Below are 16,641 nucleotides of genomic sequence, written 5' to 3'. Positions count from 1 at the left end.
ATGCCTGGGTAGTCCTTCGCACAATCAATCCCATACATTTCAGGAATAACCCCATGCCCAGCAACTCCCTCCTGCGCCGCACCGCCCTGGCCTGCGGCCTGCTGATCGCCGCCACCGGCAGCGCCTTCGCCGACGACGCCGCCAGCTACCCCAACCGCGCCATCACCATGATCGTGGGCTACCCCGCTGGCGGCAGCACCGACCTGGTGGGCCGCTTCGTGGCCGATGGCCTGGCCTCGCGCCTGGGCCAGCCCGTGGTGGTGGAAAACCTGGGCGGCGCAGGCGGCGCCATCGGCGCACAAAAGGCCGTCAAGGCCACGCCCGACGGCTACACGCTGTTCGTGGGCGCCAACAACGAGCTGGCCATCGCGCGGCTGATCAACAAGAGCATCAAGTACTCCATCGGCGACTTCACGCCCATCGGCATGATCGGCTCCCAGCCCATGGTGCTGGTGGCCTCGCAGAAGGCCGGCGTCAAGACCGCCGCCGAGTTCAGCGCCCTGGTGGCCAAGAACCCGGGCAAGTTCAGCTACGGCAGCTCGGGCGTGGGCACGGCACTGCACCTGGCCGGTGAAATGATCAAGGAGCAGGGCAAGCTGCACATGACCCACATCCCCTACCGCGGCGTGGCGCCCCTGACCACGGACCTGGTGGGCAACAACATCGAGTTCGGCATGTTCGTGCTGTCCTCGGGCCTGCCCCAGATCCGCGCGGGCAAGGTCATCGCCCTGGGCACGACGGAGGCCAAGCGCTCGGCCATCACGCCCGACATCCCGGCCCTGTCCGAGCTGCCCCAGTACAAGAACGTGGACATCAACGTCTGGTTCGCGCTGATGGCGCCCAAGGGCCTGCCCGCACCCGTGGCCGCCAAGGTCAAGAAGGCGCTGGACGAGACCATGGCCTCGCCCGAGTTCCGCAAGAAGATGGAAGAGTCGGGCTCGGTCGTGGCCGATCCCAAGACGGATGCCGGCAAGTACATCAACGCCGAGATCGCCAAGTACACAAAAATCGTCCAGTTTGCCCACATCGAGAACTGAGCCAGCCATGGACGCTTTGCGATTTGACCTTCCCCTGCCCGACCTGAGCGCCTGGCGCGCGGGCAATACCGGTACCGAGGGCGTGTGGCAATTCGACTCGGGACGCCCGGGCCGCCACGTGATGATTTCCGCGCTGGTGCACGGCAACGAGATCTGCGGCGCCTGGGCCGTGTCCGGGCTGCTTCAGGCCCTGCACAACGGCCTGGCGCTGGACAACGGCCGCCTGACCCTGGTGCTGGCCAACCTCGATGCCTTCGACCGCTTCGACGCGGCCAGCCACGATGCCTCGCGCTTCGTGGACGAGGACATGAACCGCCAGTGGATAGACGCACGCATCGACGAGGGCAATACCCGCGAGCGCCGCCGCGCCGCCGCGCTGCGCCCCTTCGTGCAGCAGGCCGACTGGCTGCTGGACCTGCACTCCATGCACGAGCCCTCGGCCCCGCTGCTGCTGACCGGCATGCAGCCGCGCAACCGCGATCTGGCACGCCAGATGGGCGCGCCGGCGAACATCGTCGTGGATGCCGGTCACAAGGACGGCACGCGGCTGCGCGACTACGGGCGCTTCGGCCTGCCCGACGCCGAGGCCGGCGACTCGCGCTCGCTGCTGATCGAATGCGGCTTCCACGGCGATCTGGCCAGCCGCGACGTGGCGCACGACCAATGCCTGCGTTTCCTCGAAGTGGCCGCCATCTTCGACAACGGCGCGCTGCACGCCGCCCTGCCCGGCTGGAAGCAGGCCGACGCACCGGCCCAGTGGGCTCTGGAAGTCACGGCGCCCGTGGTGGCCAAGAGCAGCGGCTTTCGCTTCACGGCGCCGTTCACGGGGCTGGAGCGCTTCGAGAAGGCCGGCACGGTGATCGGCGACAACGATGGCGAGCCGGTGATCACGCCCTATGGCGACTGCGTGCTGGTCATGCCCTCGGTGCGCCAGGCGCGCGCGGGCGTGACCGTGGTGCGCTTTGCGCGGCGCTCGCCGCTCTGAGCGGCACGCTTCAACCGAACCTCAGCCGCGCTGGCAGCGCGCAGGCGACAGCCGTTCAGGCTGCACGCCCTGCGCGGCCAGGCGCGCATCCGGCGGCTCGCCGCGCAGCAGGTTGCGCGCCAGCAGGCTGTAGCCGAAGGCGCTCTGTATGCCGTAGCCGCCCTGGGCGGCCACCCAGAAAAAGCCCGGCAGCGGCGCAGGCGAGGCATCCCAGCCAATGGCCATCTCGCCGTCGGCCACGAAGCTGCGCAGCCCGGCCCAGGTGTGGGAGGGGCGGCGAATCTGCAGCGTGGTCACTTCCTCGATGCGCCAGATGCCCGTGGCCACGTCCAGTTCCTCGGGCGCCACGTCCTGCGGCGCCACGGGGTCGGCGTTGGCGGGCGAGCCCAGCAGCTGGCCTGCATCGGGCTTGAAGTAAAAGCCCTCGTCGGCGCTGATCACGGCGGGCCAGTGCGCGGCGTCCATGCCTTCGGGCACGGCAAAGGTGAAGGCACTGCGCCGCTTGGGCACCAGGCCGATGGGCGCTGCGCCCGCCAGTGCGCCCAGCGCATCGGCCCAGGCGCCGGCCGCGTTGACCACGCAGCGCGCGCGCACCTGGCTGCCGTCGGCCAGGTCCACGGTCCAGACACCGCCGTCCTGCGCCAGCGCGCGGACCTCGGCGCTGCAGCGCAGCTCGCCGCCGCACTGGCGCAGGCCGCGCAGGAATCCCTGGTGCAGGCCATGCACGTCGATGTCGCGCGCGCCGTCGTCCGCAAAGCCATCGACCAGCAGCGCGGTGTTCAGGCAGGGCACCAGGGCCTTGAGTTCATCGGGGCCCAGGCGCCGCGCCTGGGGCGAGTGCAGGAGCGCCTCGGCATGGGCGGCATCGAGCAGGTCCTTCTGCGCGGCCGTGCCCACATAGAGCACGCCGCGCGGCGCCAGGATGGGCGCCTGCACAAAGCCTTGCGGCGGCTGCTCGTAGAAGGCGCGGCTGGCGCGCGTCAGCGCCTGGACCTGCAGCGGGCCATAGTGCTCCTCATACAGCGCGGCCGAGCGGCCCGTGCTGTGGTAGCCGGGCTGGGATTCGCGCTCCAGCACCAGCACCGAGGCGCCGCCATCGCGCGCCAGCTGCCAGGCCACCGAGGCACCGGCCATGCCCGCGCCCACCACCACGAAATCAAGGATGCTGCTGTCCATGGCCGGCCTCACTGTGCTTTCCGGCGACCAGCCTTGGCCGCTGCAGGAGCCGACACCGACGCTGCCTCCAGATAGGGCCGCAGGTAGCGCCCCGTATGGCTGGCCGGGTTGGCCGCCACGTCCTCGGGCGTGCCCGTGGCCACCACCTGGCCGCCGCCCGAGCCGCCTTCGGGGCCCATGTCGATGATCCAGTCGGCCGTCTTGATCACGTCCAGGTTGTGTTCGATGACCACGATGGTGTTGCCCGCATCGCGCAGCTGCTGCAGCACCTTGAGCAGCAGGGCGATGTCGGCGAAGTGCAGGCCCGTCGTGGGCTCGTCCAGGATGTAGAGCGTGCGCCCCGTGTCGCGCTTGGACAGCTCCTGGGCCAGCTTGACGCGCTGCGCCTCGCCGCCCGACAGCGTGGTCGCGCTCTGGCCCAGCCGGATATAGGACAGGCCCACATCCAGCAGGGTCTGCAGCTTGCGGGCGATGGTGGGCACGTCCTTGAAGAAGGCATGGGCGTCCTCCACCGTCATCTCCAGGATCTGGGAGATGTTGCGGCCCTTCCACTGCACCTCCAGCGTCTCGCGGTTGTAGCGCTGGCCGTTGCAGATGTCGCAGGGCACGTAGACATCGGGCAGGAAGTGCATCTCCACCTTGACCACGCCGTCGCCCTGGCAGGCCTCGCAGCGGCCGCCGGCCACGTTGAAGGAGAAGCGCCCGGGGCCGTAGCCGCGCTCCTTGGCGGTGTTGGTCTCGGCCATCAGGTCGCGGATGGGCGTGAACAGGCCCGTGTAGGTGGCCGGGTTGCTGCGCGGCGTGCGGCCTATGGGCGACTGGTCCACATTGATGACCTTGTCGAAATAGCCCATGCCGATGATGTCGTCGTGCGGCGCGGCCTCGCCGCCGGCACGGTGGATCTGGCGCGCGGCCTCGGTATAGAGCGTGTCGTTGACCAGGGTGCTCTTGCCCGAGCCCGAGACGCCGGTCACGCAGGTCAGCAGGCCCACGGGAAAATCCGCCGTCACGCCCTTGAGGTTGTGGCCGCGTGCACCCACCACGCGCAGGGCCTGCAGTTGCGGCGCAGCCGCACCGGCCTCGGCCGGATGCTGGCCCGTGCGTGCGGGGAAGCCCTTGGCAGGAGACCGGACCTCGCCCTCGGCCGGCGCCTCGACCACGGGCTGCCAGGGCGTGCGCCGCGCAGGCACTTCGATGCGCTGGGTGCCCGCCAGGTAGCGGCCCGTGGGCGAATCGGGGTTGGCGCGCACCTCTTCGTAGCTGCCCTGGGCCATGACGCGGCCGCCATGCACGCCCGCGCCCGGCCCCAGGTCGATGATCTGGTCGGCCGCGCGCATCATGTCCTCGTCGTGCTCGACCACGATGACGCTGTTGCCGATGTCGCGCAGATGCTGCAGCGTGCCGATGAGCTTGTCGTTGTCGCGCTGGTGCAGTCCGATGCTGGGCTCGTCCAGCACATACATCACGCCCGTCAGGCCGCTGCCGATCTGGCTGGCCAGGCGGATGCGCTGGGCCTCGCCGCCGGACAGTGTGTCGGCCCCGCGCTCCAGGCTCAGGTAGCTCAGGCCCACGTCGTTGAGGAACAGCAGGCGCGAGGCGATCTCGCGCACCACCTTGCCCGCGATCTCGGCCTTGGCGCCCGACAGCTGCAGGGACGCGCACCAGGCATGGGCCTCGGCCAGCGTGGCATGGCCCACCTCGTAGATGGCGCGGGCCTGCTCGCCCTCGCCGATGCGCACGAAGCGCGCCTCGCGGCGCAGCCGCGTGCCGCCGCAGTCGGGGCAGACGGCGACGCTGCGCAGCCGCGCCAGGTCGTCGCGCACCACGCTGGACTCGGTCTCGCGCCAGCGCCGCGTGATGTTGGGGATGATGCCCTCGAAGGGATGGCTCTTGACCAGGGTCTCGCCCTTGCGCGCACCGCTGTCGAAGACATAGGTGAAGGGCATTTCCTCCTCGCCCGAGCCCCACAGCATCACGTTGCGCACCTTCTCGGGCAGCTCCTCGAAGGGCAGCTCCACATCGACGCCATAGTGGCGCGCCACGCTCTCCAGCATGGAGAAGTAGTAGCCGTTGCGCCGGTCCCAGCCCTTGACGGCGCCGCTGGCCAGGCTCAGCGTGGGAAAGGCCACCACGCGCTCGGGATCGAAGGACTCCGTGCAGCCCAGGCCGTCGCAGCCCGGGCAGGCGCCCATGGGCGAGTTGAACGAGAACAGGCGCGGCTCCAGCTCGGGCAGCGAATAGCTGCACAGCGGGCAGGCGAACTTGGCGCTGAAGAGGTGCTCCTTGCCGCTGTCCATCTCCAGGGCGATCACGCGGCCGCCGGCGTCGGCGCCGCCCGCGCGCAGGGCGGCCTCGAAGCTCTCGGCCAGGCGCTGCTGGGCGTCGGCACGCACCTTGAGGCGGTCGATCACCACGTCGATGTCGTGGCGCTCGTTCTTCTCCAGCGCGGGCAGGGAATGGGACTCGTGGATCTTGCCGTCGATGCGAAAGCGCACATAGCCCTGGGCCTGCATCTGCGCGAACAGCTCGGCGAACTCGCCCTTCTTGTTGCGCGCCAGCGGCCCCAGCACCATGAGGCGCGTGTCCTCGGGCAGGGCCAGGGCCGCATCCACCATCTGGCTGATGGTCTGGGACTGCAGCGGCAGGTTGTGGTCGGGGCAGTAGGGCGTGCCGGCGCGTGCGAACAGCAGGCGCAGGTAGTCGTTGATCTCGGTCACCGTGCCCACGGTGGAACGCGGGTTGTGGCTGGTGGCCTTCTGCTCGATGCTGATGGCGGGCGACAGGCCCTCGATCAGGTCCACATCGGGCTTGTCCAGCCGCCCCAGGAACTGGCGCGCATAGGCCGACAGGCTCTCCACATAGCGGCGCTGGCCCTCGGCGTACAGGGTGTCGAAGGCCAGGCTGGACTTGCCCGAGCCCGACAGCCCGGTGATCACCACCAGCCGGTTGCGCGGAATATCCAGGTCGATGTTCTTGAGGTTGTGCGTGCGCGCACCGCGGATGGCGATGCGTGACTGCGCCAGCGCCAGGCCAAGGTAGCGGCCGTCGGGCTGGGAGCGGGAGTCGGCGGCCCGGTCCAGGCCGCCGTCTTCGGAAATCGTGTGGGAACCAGGCATCGGGAAAACCCCTGCGAAGGCGAACCCGCCATGATAGGTCAGAACCCGTGCCACCGCATGGCGGCTCGGTCTGCGGGGCGGCAGGGTCTGCCGCGGCGCCCCTTCACAAAACTGTCTTGCACTGCCTTGCATAACCCAGCCACCCCGCAGCGCCGGCCTATGGGCGAGAATGGCGGATTGCTTGCCCCCACAACAGTGCACCCCGTGCTCGATTCCCCCACACCCGTCCACGGCGCCCAGGCGCCAGCCCCCTCCTCGGCCGCATCGGGCCGCATGACCTCGCAGGAACGCCGATCCAGCGCCAGCCTGGCGCTGATCTTTGCGCTGCGCATGCTGGGCCTGTTCCTGGTGCTGCCGGTGTTCGCGCTGGAGGCGCGCAAATACCCGGGCGGGGATGATCCGGCCATGATCGGCCTGGCCATGGGCCTGTACGGGCTCACCCAGGCCGTGTTCCAGCTGCCCCTGGGCCTGGCTTCGGACCGGTTCGGGCGCAAGCGCGTCATCGTCGCCGGGCTGCTGGTCTTTGCCGCGGGCAGCCTGCTGGCGGCCACGGCCGACTCGCTGCTGGGCCTGATGTGGGGCCGGGGCCTGCAGGGCGCGGGCGCCGTCTCGGCCGCCGTGACCGCGCTGCTGGCCGACCTCACGCGCGACAGCGTGCGCACCAAGGCCATGGCCATGGTGGGCGGCAGCATCGGCCTCATGTTTGCGCTGGCCCTGGTGCTCAGCCCCCTGCTGGCGGCCTGGGGCGGGCTGCCCGGCATCTTCGGCCTGACCTGCGCCCTGGCGCTGGCGGGCATTGCCGTCGTGCTCTGGGTCGTCCCTCCCGAGCCCGCGCGCCACGCCGACCAGCCGCGCGGCCGCATGGCCGAGCTGTGGCGCCATGGCGACCTGGTGCGCCTGAACCTGGGTGTCTTCGTGCTGCACACCGTGCAGATGTCCATGTGGGTGGCCGTGCCCGCCATGCTGGTGCAGGCAGGCCTGGACAAGCAGGCGCACTGGCATGTCTACCTGCCGGCCGTGGTGCTGTCCTTCGCCGCCATGGGCGGCCTGTTCGCCATGGAGCGGCGCGGGCGCCTGCGCGCGGCCCTGCTGGGCGCCATCGCCCTGATCACCCTCGTGCAGATCGGCCTGGGCCTGCTGGCGGCCGGCGGCGCGCAGCCGCCGCTGTGGGCCATGGCCGTGCTGATGTTCGTGTTCTTCTGCGGCTTCAACGCGCTGGAGGCCACCCAGCCCAGCCTGGTCTCTCGCATGGCCCCGGCCCCGCTGCGCGGCGCGGCGCTGGGCGCCTACAACACGCTGCAATCGCTGGGCCTGTTCGCAGGCGGCGCGCTGGGCGGCGCCGTCGCCAAATGGGCCGGCATGCCGGGCCTGTTCACCCTGACGAGCGTCCTGGCCGTGCTGTGGCTGGTCGTCACCTGGCCGCTGCGCCCCGTGGGCCGCCACGGCTGAACGGCAGTTTTCCGACGGTTACAAACTGCTGCAGCCAGCCGCTGCACCGGCATATCCGCCCCCTGCCAACGGCGGACGGCTTGCGGCACAATGGCGCGTCTGGCCCGGGATCCATCCTTCTATGCCCGGGCCACTTCTCTCTGTAAAGGTATTTCACTCATGGCATCCGTCAACAAGGTCATCATCGTCGGCAACCTCGGGCGCGACCCCGAAATGCGCACCTTCCCGAGTGGCGATCAGGTGGCCAACGTGACCATCGCCACCACCGACCGCTGGCGCGACAAGAACACGGGCGAGAACAAGGAAGCCACCGAGTGGCACCGCGTGGTCTTCAACGGCCGCCTGGCCGAAATCGTGGGCCAGTACCTGCGCAAGGGCAGCCAGGTCTATGTCGAAGGCAGCCTGCGCACGCGCAAGTGGACCGACCAGGCCTCCGGCCAGGAACGCTACGCCACCGAAATCCGCGCCGACACCATGCAGATGCTGGGCAGCCGCCAAGGCGGCGGCGGTGGCCAGCAAGGCGGCGGCTATGGCGATGAAGGCTATGGCGACAGCGGCTACGACGCCCCTCCCCAGCAGCAACAGCGCCGCCCGGCCCCTGCCCCCATGGCAGCGCCCGCACCGCGCCAGGCCCCTGCCCAGCGCCCCGCTCCCGCACCCATGGCACCCCCGCCGCAGCGCGCGGCCTCGGGCTTTGACGACATGGATGACGACATTCCGTTCTGATTCGGACCATCAAGGTTCTTGAGCATCCAGACCCGCTTTCCCCGGAAAGCGGGTTTTGTTTTTCCAGGCGCCCGACGACAAATCCCATGCTCCTGCCGCGTGCCAGAACCCTGTTGTGGAGTCTTGTCCTGTGCCTGCCGCTAGCCGTGTTCGGCTGGCTGGCTGCAACCCTATGCCTGATCTCGCAGGAGGACTACACGCCCGAGCCCGGCAGCTTCACCTACTACATCGGCATCTCGTCCCTGGTGCGCCATGCGCCGCTGGTGGGCGCGCTGGGCAAGGCGGAGTACTTCGGCACCGTGGGCGACGGCAACAAGCCGCCACACGGCCTGGTGTCCTATGACGTGGAGTTCGCAAGCATTGGCCCCGCCACGCACGCCTTCGATGCCTACCTGCTCGGCAAAGGCTATTCCCGGACTGCGGACGACGAAACGCCCGGCCCCTCCTACGGCATGGGGCGGCGCGTTCGCCATGCCAGGTACACGGCGTCTTCGGGCCAAGTCGTCTACGTGGAAGTGGTGCAGGCCTCGTCGGCCGAGCAAGGCCCTGTGCGCTACCGCGCCACCATGGCGCACTACGACTGATTGCGGCCAGGGGCCCATCCCGCGGCAGGCAGCACCCCCTCGTACAATCGCGCCCGTGATTTCAGTCCACCGGCACCGTCAACCCGGGGCTCGCCATGCGCGCAGCCGCGATGCCGCACGCCTTCACAGCTTCACGCTGGCCCGCATCGCGCGCGGCTCGCAGAGCCGGCGCTCGGGCTGCACCCGCCTGGCGCCGCCGTAGCACGGCCGAACCGTACAAGCCGCCAGGTTGTTTCGGGCATCGCCCGACGCCCGGCATGTTCATTCCCGTCTACAAAATCCTGCCCCGCCTTGTCACACCCAGCGCGGCGGGGTCGGCCATTTCCATGTCGAAACACCCCCATCCCTTTCGCGCCGAGTGGGCGCCCAGCATTCCGCGCGAGCTCATGGCCGGCGCCGTGGCCACCTTTGCGCTGATCCCCGAGGTCATCGCCTTCTCCTTCGTGGCCGGGGTCGATCCCGCCGTCGGCCTGTTCGCCTCCTTCATCATCAGCATCGTCATCGCCTTCACGGGCGCGCGCCCGGCCATGGTGTCGGCGGCTGCGGGCTCGGTCGCCCTGGTGGCCGCTCCGCTGGTGCATGCGCATGGCGTGCAGTACCTTTTTGCGGCCGGCATTCTTGCGGGAGCCGTGCAGATCCTGTTCGGCCTGCTGCGCCTGGGCGTGCTGATGCGCTATGTGTCCGGCTCGGTGCGCACGGGCTTCGTCAATGCGCTGGCCATCCTGATCTTCTCGGCCCAGATGCCGCACCTGATCGGCGCCAATGCCGCCACCTGGGCCATGGTGGGCGCCGGCCTGCTGATCATCTACGGCCTGCCCCGGCTGACCACGGCGGTGCCTTCGCCCCTGGTCTGCATCGTGGTGCTGACGGTGGCGGCGAATTGGCTGGACCTGCCCCTGAAGACGGTCGCCGACCTGGGCCTGCTGCCGGACGGCCTGCCCAGCTTCGGGATGCCGCAGGTGCCGTGGTCGCTGGAGACGCTGCGCCTGATCGCCCTGCCCGCGCTGGCGATCGCCATGGTGGGATTGCTGGAGTCCATGATGACGGCCAGCGTGGTCGATGAACTCACGGACACGCCCAGCTCCAAGAACCGCGAGTGCAGCGGCATCGGCGTGGCCAACATCGCGGCCAGCCTGTTCGGCGGCATTGCCGGCTGCGCCATGATCGGCCAGACCGTGGGCAATGTGCGCTACGGCGGCCGCGGCCGGCTGTCCACGCTGTTCGCGGGCGCCTTCCTGCTCATCCTGATGGTGCTGCTCAAGCCCTGGGTATCCCAGGTGCCGGTGGCGGCGCTGGTGGCCATCATGGTGATGGTGTCGGCCTCCACGCTGGACTGGGGATCGGCGCGCGCCCTGCTCAGGCACCCCAAGCTGTCCAGCGCCGTGATGCTGGCCACCGTGGTGGTCACCGTGGCCACGGACAACCTGGCCGCCGGCGTGGGCGTCGGCGTGCTGCTCAGCGGGGTGTTCTTCACCTTCAAGGTCTCAAGGCTGCTGTCCGTCGAGAAGACGCAGGACGGCGCAGGCCTGACCTACCGCGTCTCGGGCCAGGTCTTCTTTGCCTCGGCCGACCTGCTGGTCGATGCCTTCGACGTGCGGGACATCGAAGGCCGGCCGGTGCGCATCGAACTGACCAACGCCCATTTCTGGGACATCACGGCCGTCAATGCGCTGGACAAGGTCTGCCAGCGCCTGCGCAAGCACGGCAGCACGGTCGAGGTGACGGGCCTGAACGAACACGGCCGGGCACTGGTGTCACGGCTGGATATCGGCATCGAGTAGGAAACCTGCCCCGGGCATGGTTTTCCAGCGCTGGCAGACCGCTTGCTTTCCTGAGGCAGACGCGGTCTGCTCTTTCGCAAAGAGAAATCCGCCAAATATCGAATGGGTCATTCAGTAAATTCTCTATTTCAAAGAGTTACTCTTTTGAAATAAAGATTTCAGCCCGCTCATTTAGGATCTGGACCGCCGTCACCTCCCCGAACCCGTTCCATCTCTTCCATGCGACTCAGATCCGTTATCTTGGGCCTTGTCCTCCTGGTCTTTGCCGCATCCGCATCCTGGTTGGCCGTGTATGGGTTTCTCATCTCCCAGGAGGACTACTCGCCTGAGCGGGGATCGCTCAGATATTACGTAGGCATCTCTTCCCTGATACGCAATGCGCCAGCGACAGGGACGATGGCGCAGCCCACCTACTTCGGCTCCGTCGGTGATGGCAACAAGCCACCGCAGTCCGAGATGACCTTCGAGACCAGCGCCAAGGACATCACCGAGGCCACTGCGGCCCTCACCAGCTACCTGCGCCAGAAGGATTTCCACCAGAGATCCATCGATGCCGGAAATGCCGCCGCATCGTTTGTCCCCGAGGGAGAGCGCCTTGTCCAATACGCGCAATACGCGTCATCGGCCGGCGAAGTTGCCGTACTGGCGGTCACCCAGGCAATCGCAACAGGCCTGTGCAAGGTCACGCTCACCCATTACGACTGAACATGTCCAGCAGATCCCACATACCCCGAAGACTCATCTATACCTGCAACTGCGGATGGATTGACCTGGGCCACCTCCAATCGGTCGAGAGCCACCGCAATCGCTACGCCAGTGCGGCCTATCTCTGGAAAGACATACTGCATGAGCGCGGCATCGGGATTCCCGGTCACTCCGACAGCCATCTGATTCAATACAAGCAATCCATGGGGCGCTTTGGCCTGACCCAGGAATTTGCCAAGTTCTATCTCGTCAAGAAAGGCCTGTCTCTTTCAGCGAAGCGCTCCGTGGCCCTGGCCATATTCATGGAGGTTTCCATGGGCTTCGAGAGCCTGCAGGCATCCATGTCGCTCCTCACAGACAGTGGATTCAGCCAGGAAGACCTGGTTTCCAACCTGATTGGCTTCTACATGGTCGTGCACGGGGCACTGGACTGGAAGAACCTGTGCAAGCCGGTTTCCACCGAGGCATCGCTGGCCGTCTGGGATGCCAACGGTCCCGTGGGAAGCCATAAAAACAAAGTCTTCCAGCCGCAGTTCCACGCCTGCGAGGAATGCAAGAGCAAGCACCATGTGCAGCTGCCGCGCTTTCCTTCCGCGTTTCAGTCCATACAGCCCGCATCCAAGGGTCTGCATTTCATCGAAGCATCTGATGGGCTGCCAGTGCCAAAGCACATGCTTTCGACACTGTTTCCCTGAGTCTTCCTGCCCTGCGCCAGAACGCAGGCGCCCTCAACGCTCATCGAACGACAGCACCACGCGCTCGGTCAGCGGATGCGCCTGGCAGGTCAGGACAAAGCCGCAGGCGACCTCGTTCTTGTCGAGGGCGAAGTTGCGCTCCATGCGCACCTCGCCCTCGACCACCTTGGCGCGGCAGGTGCCGCAGACGCCCGAGGTGCAGGAATAGGGCACTTCCAGCCCGGCCGAGGAGGCCGCGTCCAGGATGCTGGCCTGGCCGCGCGTGAAGGGGATCTCGCGCGAGAGGCCGTCGCGCACCAGGGTGATGCGGGCGGTGGCGGCGTCGCCGGGCTGGGCCTCGTGCACCACGGCGCCCACCGTGCCCTGGCCTGCGGCCGGCAGGGCCACGCCGAAGCGCTCGATGTGGATGCGCTCCTCGGGCACGCCGGCGGCCAGCAGGGCGGCCTCGGCCTCGTCGTTCATCTGGAAGGGTCCGCAGATGTAGACATGGTCGATGTGCGCGGCCGGCACCACGCCCTGCAGGAATTCGGCGATCTTGGCTCGGTCCATCACACCCATGTTCAGCGGCAGGTCGGTGTGCTCGTCCGAGAACACATGCTGCAGCGACAGCCGCGACATGTAGCGGTTCTTGAGGTCCTCGATCTCCTCCTTGAACATGGTGGACTGCAGCTGGCGGTTGCCGTAGATCAGCGTGAAGCGGCTGGCGGGCTCGCGCGCCAGCACGGTCTTCATGATGGACAGGATGGGCGTGATGCCGCTGCCGCCGGCGATGCCCACATGGTGGCGCGCGGCCCCGGGCTCGATGGGCACGAAGAAGCGGCCCTGGGGCGCCATGACCTGCAGCGTGTCGCCGGGGCGCAGATGCTCGTTGATCCAGTTGGAGAACTGGCCGCCGCGCACCTTGCGCACGCCCACGCGCAGCTCGCCGTCATCCACGCCTGCGCAGATGGAGTAGCTGCGGCGCAGGTCCTGGCCGTCGATCTGGTGGCGCAGCGTCAGGTACTGGCCCTGGGTGAAGCCGAAGACCTCGCGCAGCGCGGGCGGCACGTCGAAGGAGACGACCACGGCCTCGGCCGTGTCGGGCGCAATGCTGCGCACGCGCAGCGGGTGGAACATCGTGGTCGTGGTCATATCGGCTTGAAGTGTTCGAAGGGTTCGCGGCAGTCCAGGCAGCGGTGCAGGGCCTTGCAGGCCGTGGCGCCGAAGGCCGACAGCCGCTCGGTGTGCACGCTGCCGCAGTGCGGGCAGGCAACGGGCTCGGGCGCGGCAATGCCCTGGCGGCGGCGCACCAGGCGGATGGGCGAAGTGCCCTCCGGCAGGCCGGCGTCGCCACAGCGCCCGGGCGGCGCGATGCCGTATTCGCGCAGCTTGCGCCGGCCGTCGTCGCTGATCCAGTCCGTGGTCCAGGCCGGGGCGCGGCGCAGCACGGCACGCGCAGGGCCCAGGCCGGCGGCCTCGATGGCCTCGAGCACGCTGCGCTCTATGACCTCGGTGGCCGGGCAGCCCGAGTAGGTGGGCGTGAGCACGATCTCCATGCCCTGGCCTTCGGGCAGGGCATGGACCTCGCGCACGATGCCCAGCTCGCAGACCGAGATCACGGGCACCTCGGGGTCGGGCACGTCCTGCAGCGCGGCCCAGGCCAGGCGCTCGCGCTCGGCCGAGGCGGATGTGACGGCCACAAGCCGTGCGGCAGCCATCACCACACCCCGCCCGGATAGGCGCGCTGCAGATGCTGCATCTCGGCCAGGATGAAGCCCATGTGCTCGCTGTGAACGCCGTTGCGGCCCGTACTGCGGAAGGCGGATTCAGCCGGCATGTCCAGCGTGGCCTCCTGCAGCAGGGCGGCCATTTCGGCCTGCCAGGGCTCGCGCAGTTCGGACCAGGCCGGGCCCAGGCCGCTGGCGCGTGCGGCGGCGTCCGTGGCGTCGTCGGTGAACAGCTCGGCCGCATAGCGCCACAGCTGGGCCAGCGCCGCCTCCATGCGCTGGCGCGATTCCTCGGTGCCGTCGCCCAGACGCACCACCCAGTCGCCCGCGTGCTGCTCGTGGTAGCGCGCCTCCTTGAGCGCCTTGGCGGCGATGGCGGCCAGCTCGGCGTCGCTGGAGTGCACCAGGCGTTCCCACATCAGGCGCAGCCAGGTGGCGGCCATGGCGTTGCGCAGCACGGTGAAGGCGAAGTCGCCGCGCGGCAGCTCGGCCAGCGTGGCGTTGAAGTAGTCGCGCTCGTCGCGCAGAAAGGCGAGCTGGTCCTCGTCGTGCGCGCGGCCTTCGAGCTGGCCGGCGCGCGTGAGCAGCGCACGCGCCTGGCCGACCAGGTCCAGCGCCATGTTGGTCATGGCGATGTCCTCTTCGAGGATGGGCGCGTGGCCGCACCACTGGCCCAGGCGCTGGGCCAGGATCAGGCAGGTATCGCCCAGGCGCAGCAGGTACTGCACCTCGGGGCGGGCGTCGATGGCGATGGAGGAGGCGGAGGCGTTCATGGCAGCTCCCCGCTCACATGTGGTCCACCGAGGGCGGCAGCTGGTAGAAGGTCGGATGGCGGTAGACCTTGTCCTGGGCCGGGTCGAAGAACATGTCCTTGTCGCCGGGGTCGCTGGCCACGATCTGGTCCGAGCGCACCACCCAGACGCTCACGCCCTCCTGGCGCCGCGTGTAGACATCGCGCGCCATCTGCAGCGCCATCTGCGGGTCGGCCGCATGCAGGCTGCCGCAGTGCTTGTGGTCCAGGCCGGCCTTGCTGCGGACGAAGACTTCCCACAGCGGCCATTCGTTGGTGATGTTCTGTTCGGCGGTGGTCATGCGGCCTCCTTGCGGGTCTGGTTTCTCTGTGTCTGCTTGCGGGCATGGGCCAGCGCGGCTTCGCGCACCCAGGCGCCTTCGTCCCAGGCCTTGACGCGTGCGCCCAGGCGCTCGCGGTTGCAGGGGCCGTCTCCGGCGATCACGCGCCAGAACTCGTCCCAGTCGATGGGGCCATGGTCATGGGCCTGGCGGGCCTCGTTCCATTTCAGGTCGGGGTCGGGCAGGGTGACGCCCAGCACCTTGGCCTGGTCCACCGTGGCGTCGATGAACTTCTGGCGCAGCGCGTCGTTGGAGATGCGCTTGATGCCCCAGCGCATGGACTGCGCGCTGTTGGGCGACTGGTCGTCGGGCGGGCCGAACATCATGATGGACGGCCACCACCAGCGGTTGACGGCGTCCTGCACCATGGCCTTCTGCGCCTCGGTGCCCTGCTGCATCATGGTCAGCAGCGCCTCGTAGCCCTGGCGCTGGTGAAAGCTCTCCTCGCGGCAGATACGCACCATGGCACGCGCATAGGGTGCATAGGAGCAGCGGCAGATGGGCACCTGGTTCATGATGGCCGCGCCATCCACCAGCCAGCCGATGGTGCCCATGTCGGCCCAGGTCAGCGTGGGGTAGTTGAAGATGGAGCTGTACTTGGCCTTGCCCGTGTGCAGCGCGTGCAGCATCTGGTCGCGGCTGCTGCCCAGCGTCTCGGCGGCGGCGTAGAGGTACAGGCCATGGCCGCCCTCGTCCTGCACCTTGGCCAGCAGGATGGCCTTGCGCTTGAGCGTGGGCGCGCGGCTGATCCAGTTGCCCTCGGGCAGCATGCCGACGATCTCGCTGTGCGCGTGCTGGCTGATCTGGCGCAGCAGCGTCTTGCGGTAGTTGTCGGGCATCCAGTCCTTGGCCTCGATGAATTCGCCGGCATCGATGCGCTCGTCAAAGCGCTGCTGCAGGCGCATTTCGTCGGCCGAGCGCACGGCCTTGCCGCCATCGCCCGCTTCCTTGCCCATGGTGTCCATGGCCTGGGTGTACATGTGCGATCTCCTTCAATGAAATGGTTGACGACGGCCGGCGGTGCCTCAGCGCGGCCGCCTGTCGTACACGCGCCGGGCCTTGCCGGTCTGCGTGCGCTCGATGGTGTCGGGATCGAAGACGCGCACCGCCGTGGAAATGCCCACCAGGGTCTTGATGCGCTGCTGCACCCACTGCGCGATCTCGCCGCGCTCGGCATCGCCCAGGCCGCGCCGCTGCGGCTGCAGCTCGCAGTGCACCTCGACGGTGTCCAGCAGGCCTTCACGGCTGATGTGCATCTGGTACAGGCCCGTGAGGCTGGCATTGGCCAGCACGATTTCCTCGATCTGAGTCGGAAAGACGTTGACGCCGCGGATGATCATCATGTCGTCGCTGCGCCCCACGATCTTGCCCATGCGCCGGAAGCTGCGCGAGGTCGGCGCCAGCAGCCGCGTCAGGTCCCGCGTGCGGTAACGAATGATGGGCATGGCTTCCTTGGACAGCGACGTGAAGACCAGCTCCCCCTCGCTGCCGTCGGGCAGCACCTCGCCCGTGTCCGGGTCGATGATCTCGGGATAGAAATGGTCTTCCCA

Annotated in this window: 15 protein-coding genes and 1 pseudogene; 8 read left to right on the top strand and 8 right to left on the bottom strand. The window is 68.4% G+C overall.

Annotated features, from left to right (window positions below; all coding sequences use genetic code 11):
* Positions 1-53: 53 nt before the first annotated feature.
* Together ACF8ML_RS22680 and ACF8ML_RS22675 are read left to right on the top strand one after the other, a co-directional pair.
* Positions 54-1,037 carry a tripartite tricarboxylate transporter substrate binding protein gene (locus tag ACF8ML_RS22680; protein ID WP_034389728.1) on the top strand — a complete coding sequence of 328 codons (984 nt, stop codon included), beginning with the start codon at positions 54-56 and terminating at the stop codon, positions 1,035-1,037.
* Positions 1,038-1,044: 7 nt separating this feature from the next.
* Complete coding sequence (locus ACF8ML_RS22675) at positions 1,045-2,022, top strand: succinylglutamate desuccinylase/aspartoacylase family protein (protein WP_392408089.1); 978 nt, start codon at positions 1,045-1,047, stop codon at positions 2,020-2,022.
* A 21-nt stretch (positions 2,023-2,043) separates the two neighbouring features.
* On the opposite strand, the gene ACF8ML_RS22670 is transcribed toward ACF8ML_RS22675, so the two are convergent.
* Together ACF8ML_RS22670 and uvrA are read right to left on the bottom strand one after the other, a co-directional pair.
* Positions 2,044-3,198, bottom strand: a complete 1,155-nt coding sequence (locus tag ACF8ML_RS22670; protein WP_392408088.1) for an NAD(P)/FAD-dependent oxidoreductase — start codon at positions 3,196-3,198, stop codon at positions 2,044-2,046.
* A gap of 8 nt (positions 3,199-3,206) precedes the next feature.
* Positions 3,207-6,314, bottom strand: coding sequence for an excinuclease ABC subunit UvrA (gene uvrA / locus ACF8ML_RS22665; RefSeq protein ID WP_392408087.1), 3,108 nt, complete (start codon positions 6,312-6,314; stop codon positions 3,207-3,209).
* A 273-nt stretch (positions 6,315-6,587) separates the two neighbouring features.
* On the opposite strand from uvrA, the gene ACF8ML_RS22660 reads away from it, so the two are divergent.
* The 6 genes from ACF8ML_RS22660 to ACF8ML_RS22635 all read left to right on the top strand — a co-directional run bounded on the left by ACF8ML_RS22660 (position 6,588) and on the right by ACF8ML_RS22635 (position 12,254).
* Positions 6,588-7,763 (top strand): MFS transporter, encoded by a 1,176-nt coding sequence (locus ACF8ML_RS22660; protein WP_070080733.1) that lies wholly within the window; start codon positions 6,588-6,590, stop codon positions 7,761-7,763.
* 159 nt (positions 7,764-7,922) lie between these two features.
* The gene (gene ssb / locus ACF8ML_RS22655) at positions 7,923-8,489 is read left to right on the top strand and encodes a single-stranded DNA-binding protein (protein WP_016449346.1); all 567 of its coding nucleotides are present in this window, start codon (positions 7,923-7,925) and stop codon (positions 8,487-8,489) included.
* A gap of 86 nt (positions 8,490-8,575) precedes the next feature.
* Positions 8,576-9,073 carry a hypothetical protein gene (locus ACF8ML_RS22650; protein ID WP_392408086.1) on the top strand — a complete coding sequence of 166 codons (498 nt, stop codon included), beginning with the start codon at positions 8,576-8,578 and terminating at the stop codon, positions 9,071-9,073.
* A 326-nt stretch (positions 9,074-9,399) separates the two neighbouring features.
* Positions 9,400-10,854: a SulP family inorganic anion transporter gene (locus tag ACF8ML_RS22645; RefSeq protein WP_392408084.1), complete on the top strand. Its 1,455-nt coding sequence runs from the start codon at positions 9,400-9,402 to the stop codon at positions 10,852-10,854.
* A 396-nt stretch (positions 10,855-11,250) separates the two neighbouring features.
* On the top strand, positions 11,251-11,559 hold the full coding sequence (locus tag ACF8ML_RS22640; protein WP_223275368.1) for a hypothetical protein: 309 nt from the start codon (positions 11,251-11,253) through the stop codon (positions 11,557-11,559).
* 2 nt (positions 11,560-11,561) lie between these two features.
* The gene (locus tag ACF8ML_RS22635) at positions 11,562-12,254 is read left to right on the top strand and encodes a hypothetical protein (RefSeq protein WP_016449342.1); all 693 of its coding nucleotides are present in this window, start codon (positions 11,562-11,564) and stop codon (positions 12,252-12,254) included.
* Between the two features lie 33 nt (positions 12,255-12,287).
* Here the strand turns inward: ACF8ML_RS22635 and paaE are convergent, their stop codons facing one another.
* The 6 genes and pseudogenes from paaE to ACF8ML_RS22605 all read right to left on the bottom strand — a co-directional run.
* On the bottom strand, positions 12,288-13,385 hold the full coding sequence (gene paaE / locus ACF8ML_RS22630) for a 1,2-phenylacetyl-CoA epoxidase subunit PaaE (RefSeq protein ID WP_016449341.1): 1,098 nt from the start codon (positions 13,383-13,385) through the stop codon (positions 12,288-12,290).
* Positions 13,382-13,951, bottom strand: coding sequence for a 1,2-phenylacetyl-CoA epoxidase subunit PaaD (gene paaD, locus ACF8ML_RS22625; RefSeq protein WP_353177274.1), 570 nt, complete (start codon positions 13,949-13,951; stop codon positions 13,382-13,384). Before paaD ends, paaE begins: the two co-directional genes overlap by 4 nt.
* A complete protein-coding gene (gene paaC, locus ACF8ML_RS22620; protein ID WP_043825951.1) occupies positions 13,951-14,733 on the bottom strand; it encodes a 1,2-phenylacetyl-CoA epoxidase subunit PaaC in 783 nt (260 codons plus the stop codon). Before paaC ends, paaD begins: the two co-directional genes overlap by 1 nt.
* 13 nt (positions 14,734-14,746) lie before the next feature.
* Entirely contained in the window at positions 14,747-15,052 is a 306-nt protein-coding gene (gene paaB / locus ACF8ML_RS22615; protein WP_013804631.1) for a 1,2-phenylacetyl-CoA epoxidase subunit PaaB, read from the bottom strand.
* The gene (paaA, locus tag ACF8ML_RS22610; RefSeq protein WP_012202742.1) at positions 15,049-16,071 is read right to left on the bottom strand and encodes a 1,2-phenylacetyl-CoA epoxidase subunit PaaA; all 1,023 of its coding nucleotides are present in this window, start codon (positions 16,069-16,071) and stop codon (positions 15,049-15,051) included. The genes paaB and paaA overlap by 4 nt, the downstream gene beginning before the upstream one ends.
* Before the next feature lie 45 nt (positions 16,072-16,116).
* Positions 16,117-16,641, bottom strand: a pseudogene (locus tag ACF8ML_RS22605) (phenylacetate--CoA ligase); the annotation flags it as partial.

Origin of the sequence: Delftia sp. WSY_10, assembly GCF_043104705.1 — a bacterium.
Classification (GTDB): Bacteria; Pseudomonadota; Gammaproteobacteria; order Burkholderiales; family Burkholderiaceae_C; genus Comamonas; species Comamonas tsuruhatensis.
Note: the sequence above shows the minus strand (reverse complement) of the source record. Positions and strands in the feature narration are given on the sequence as shown.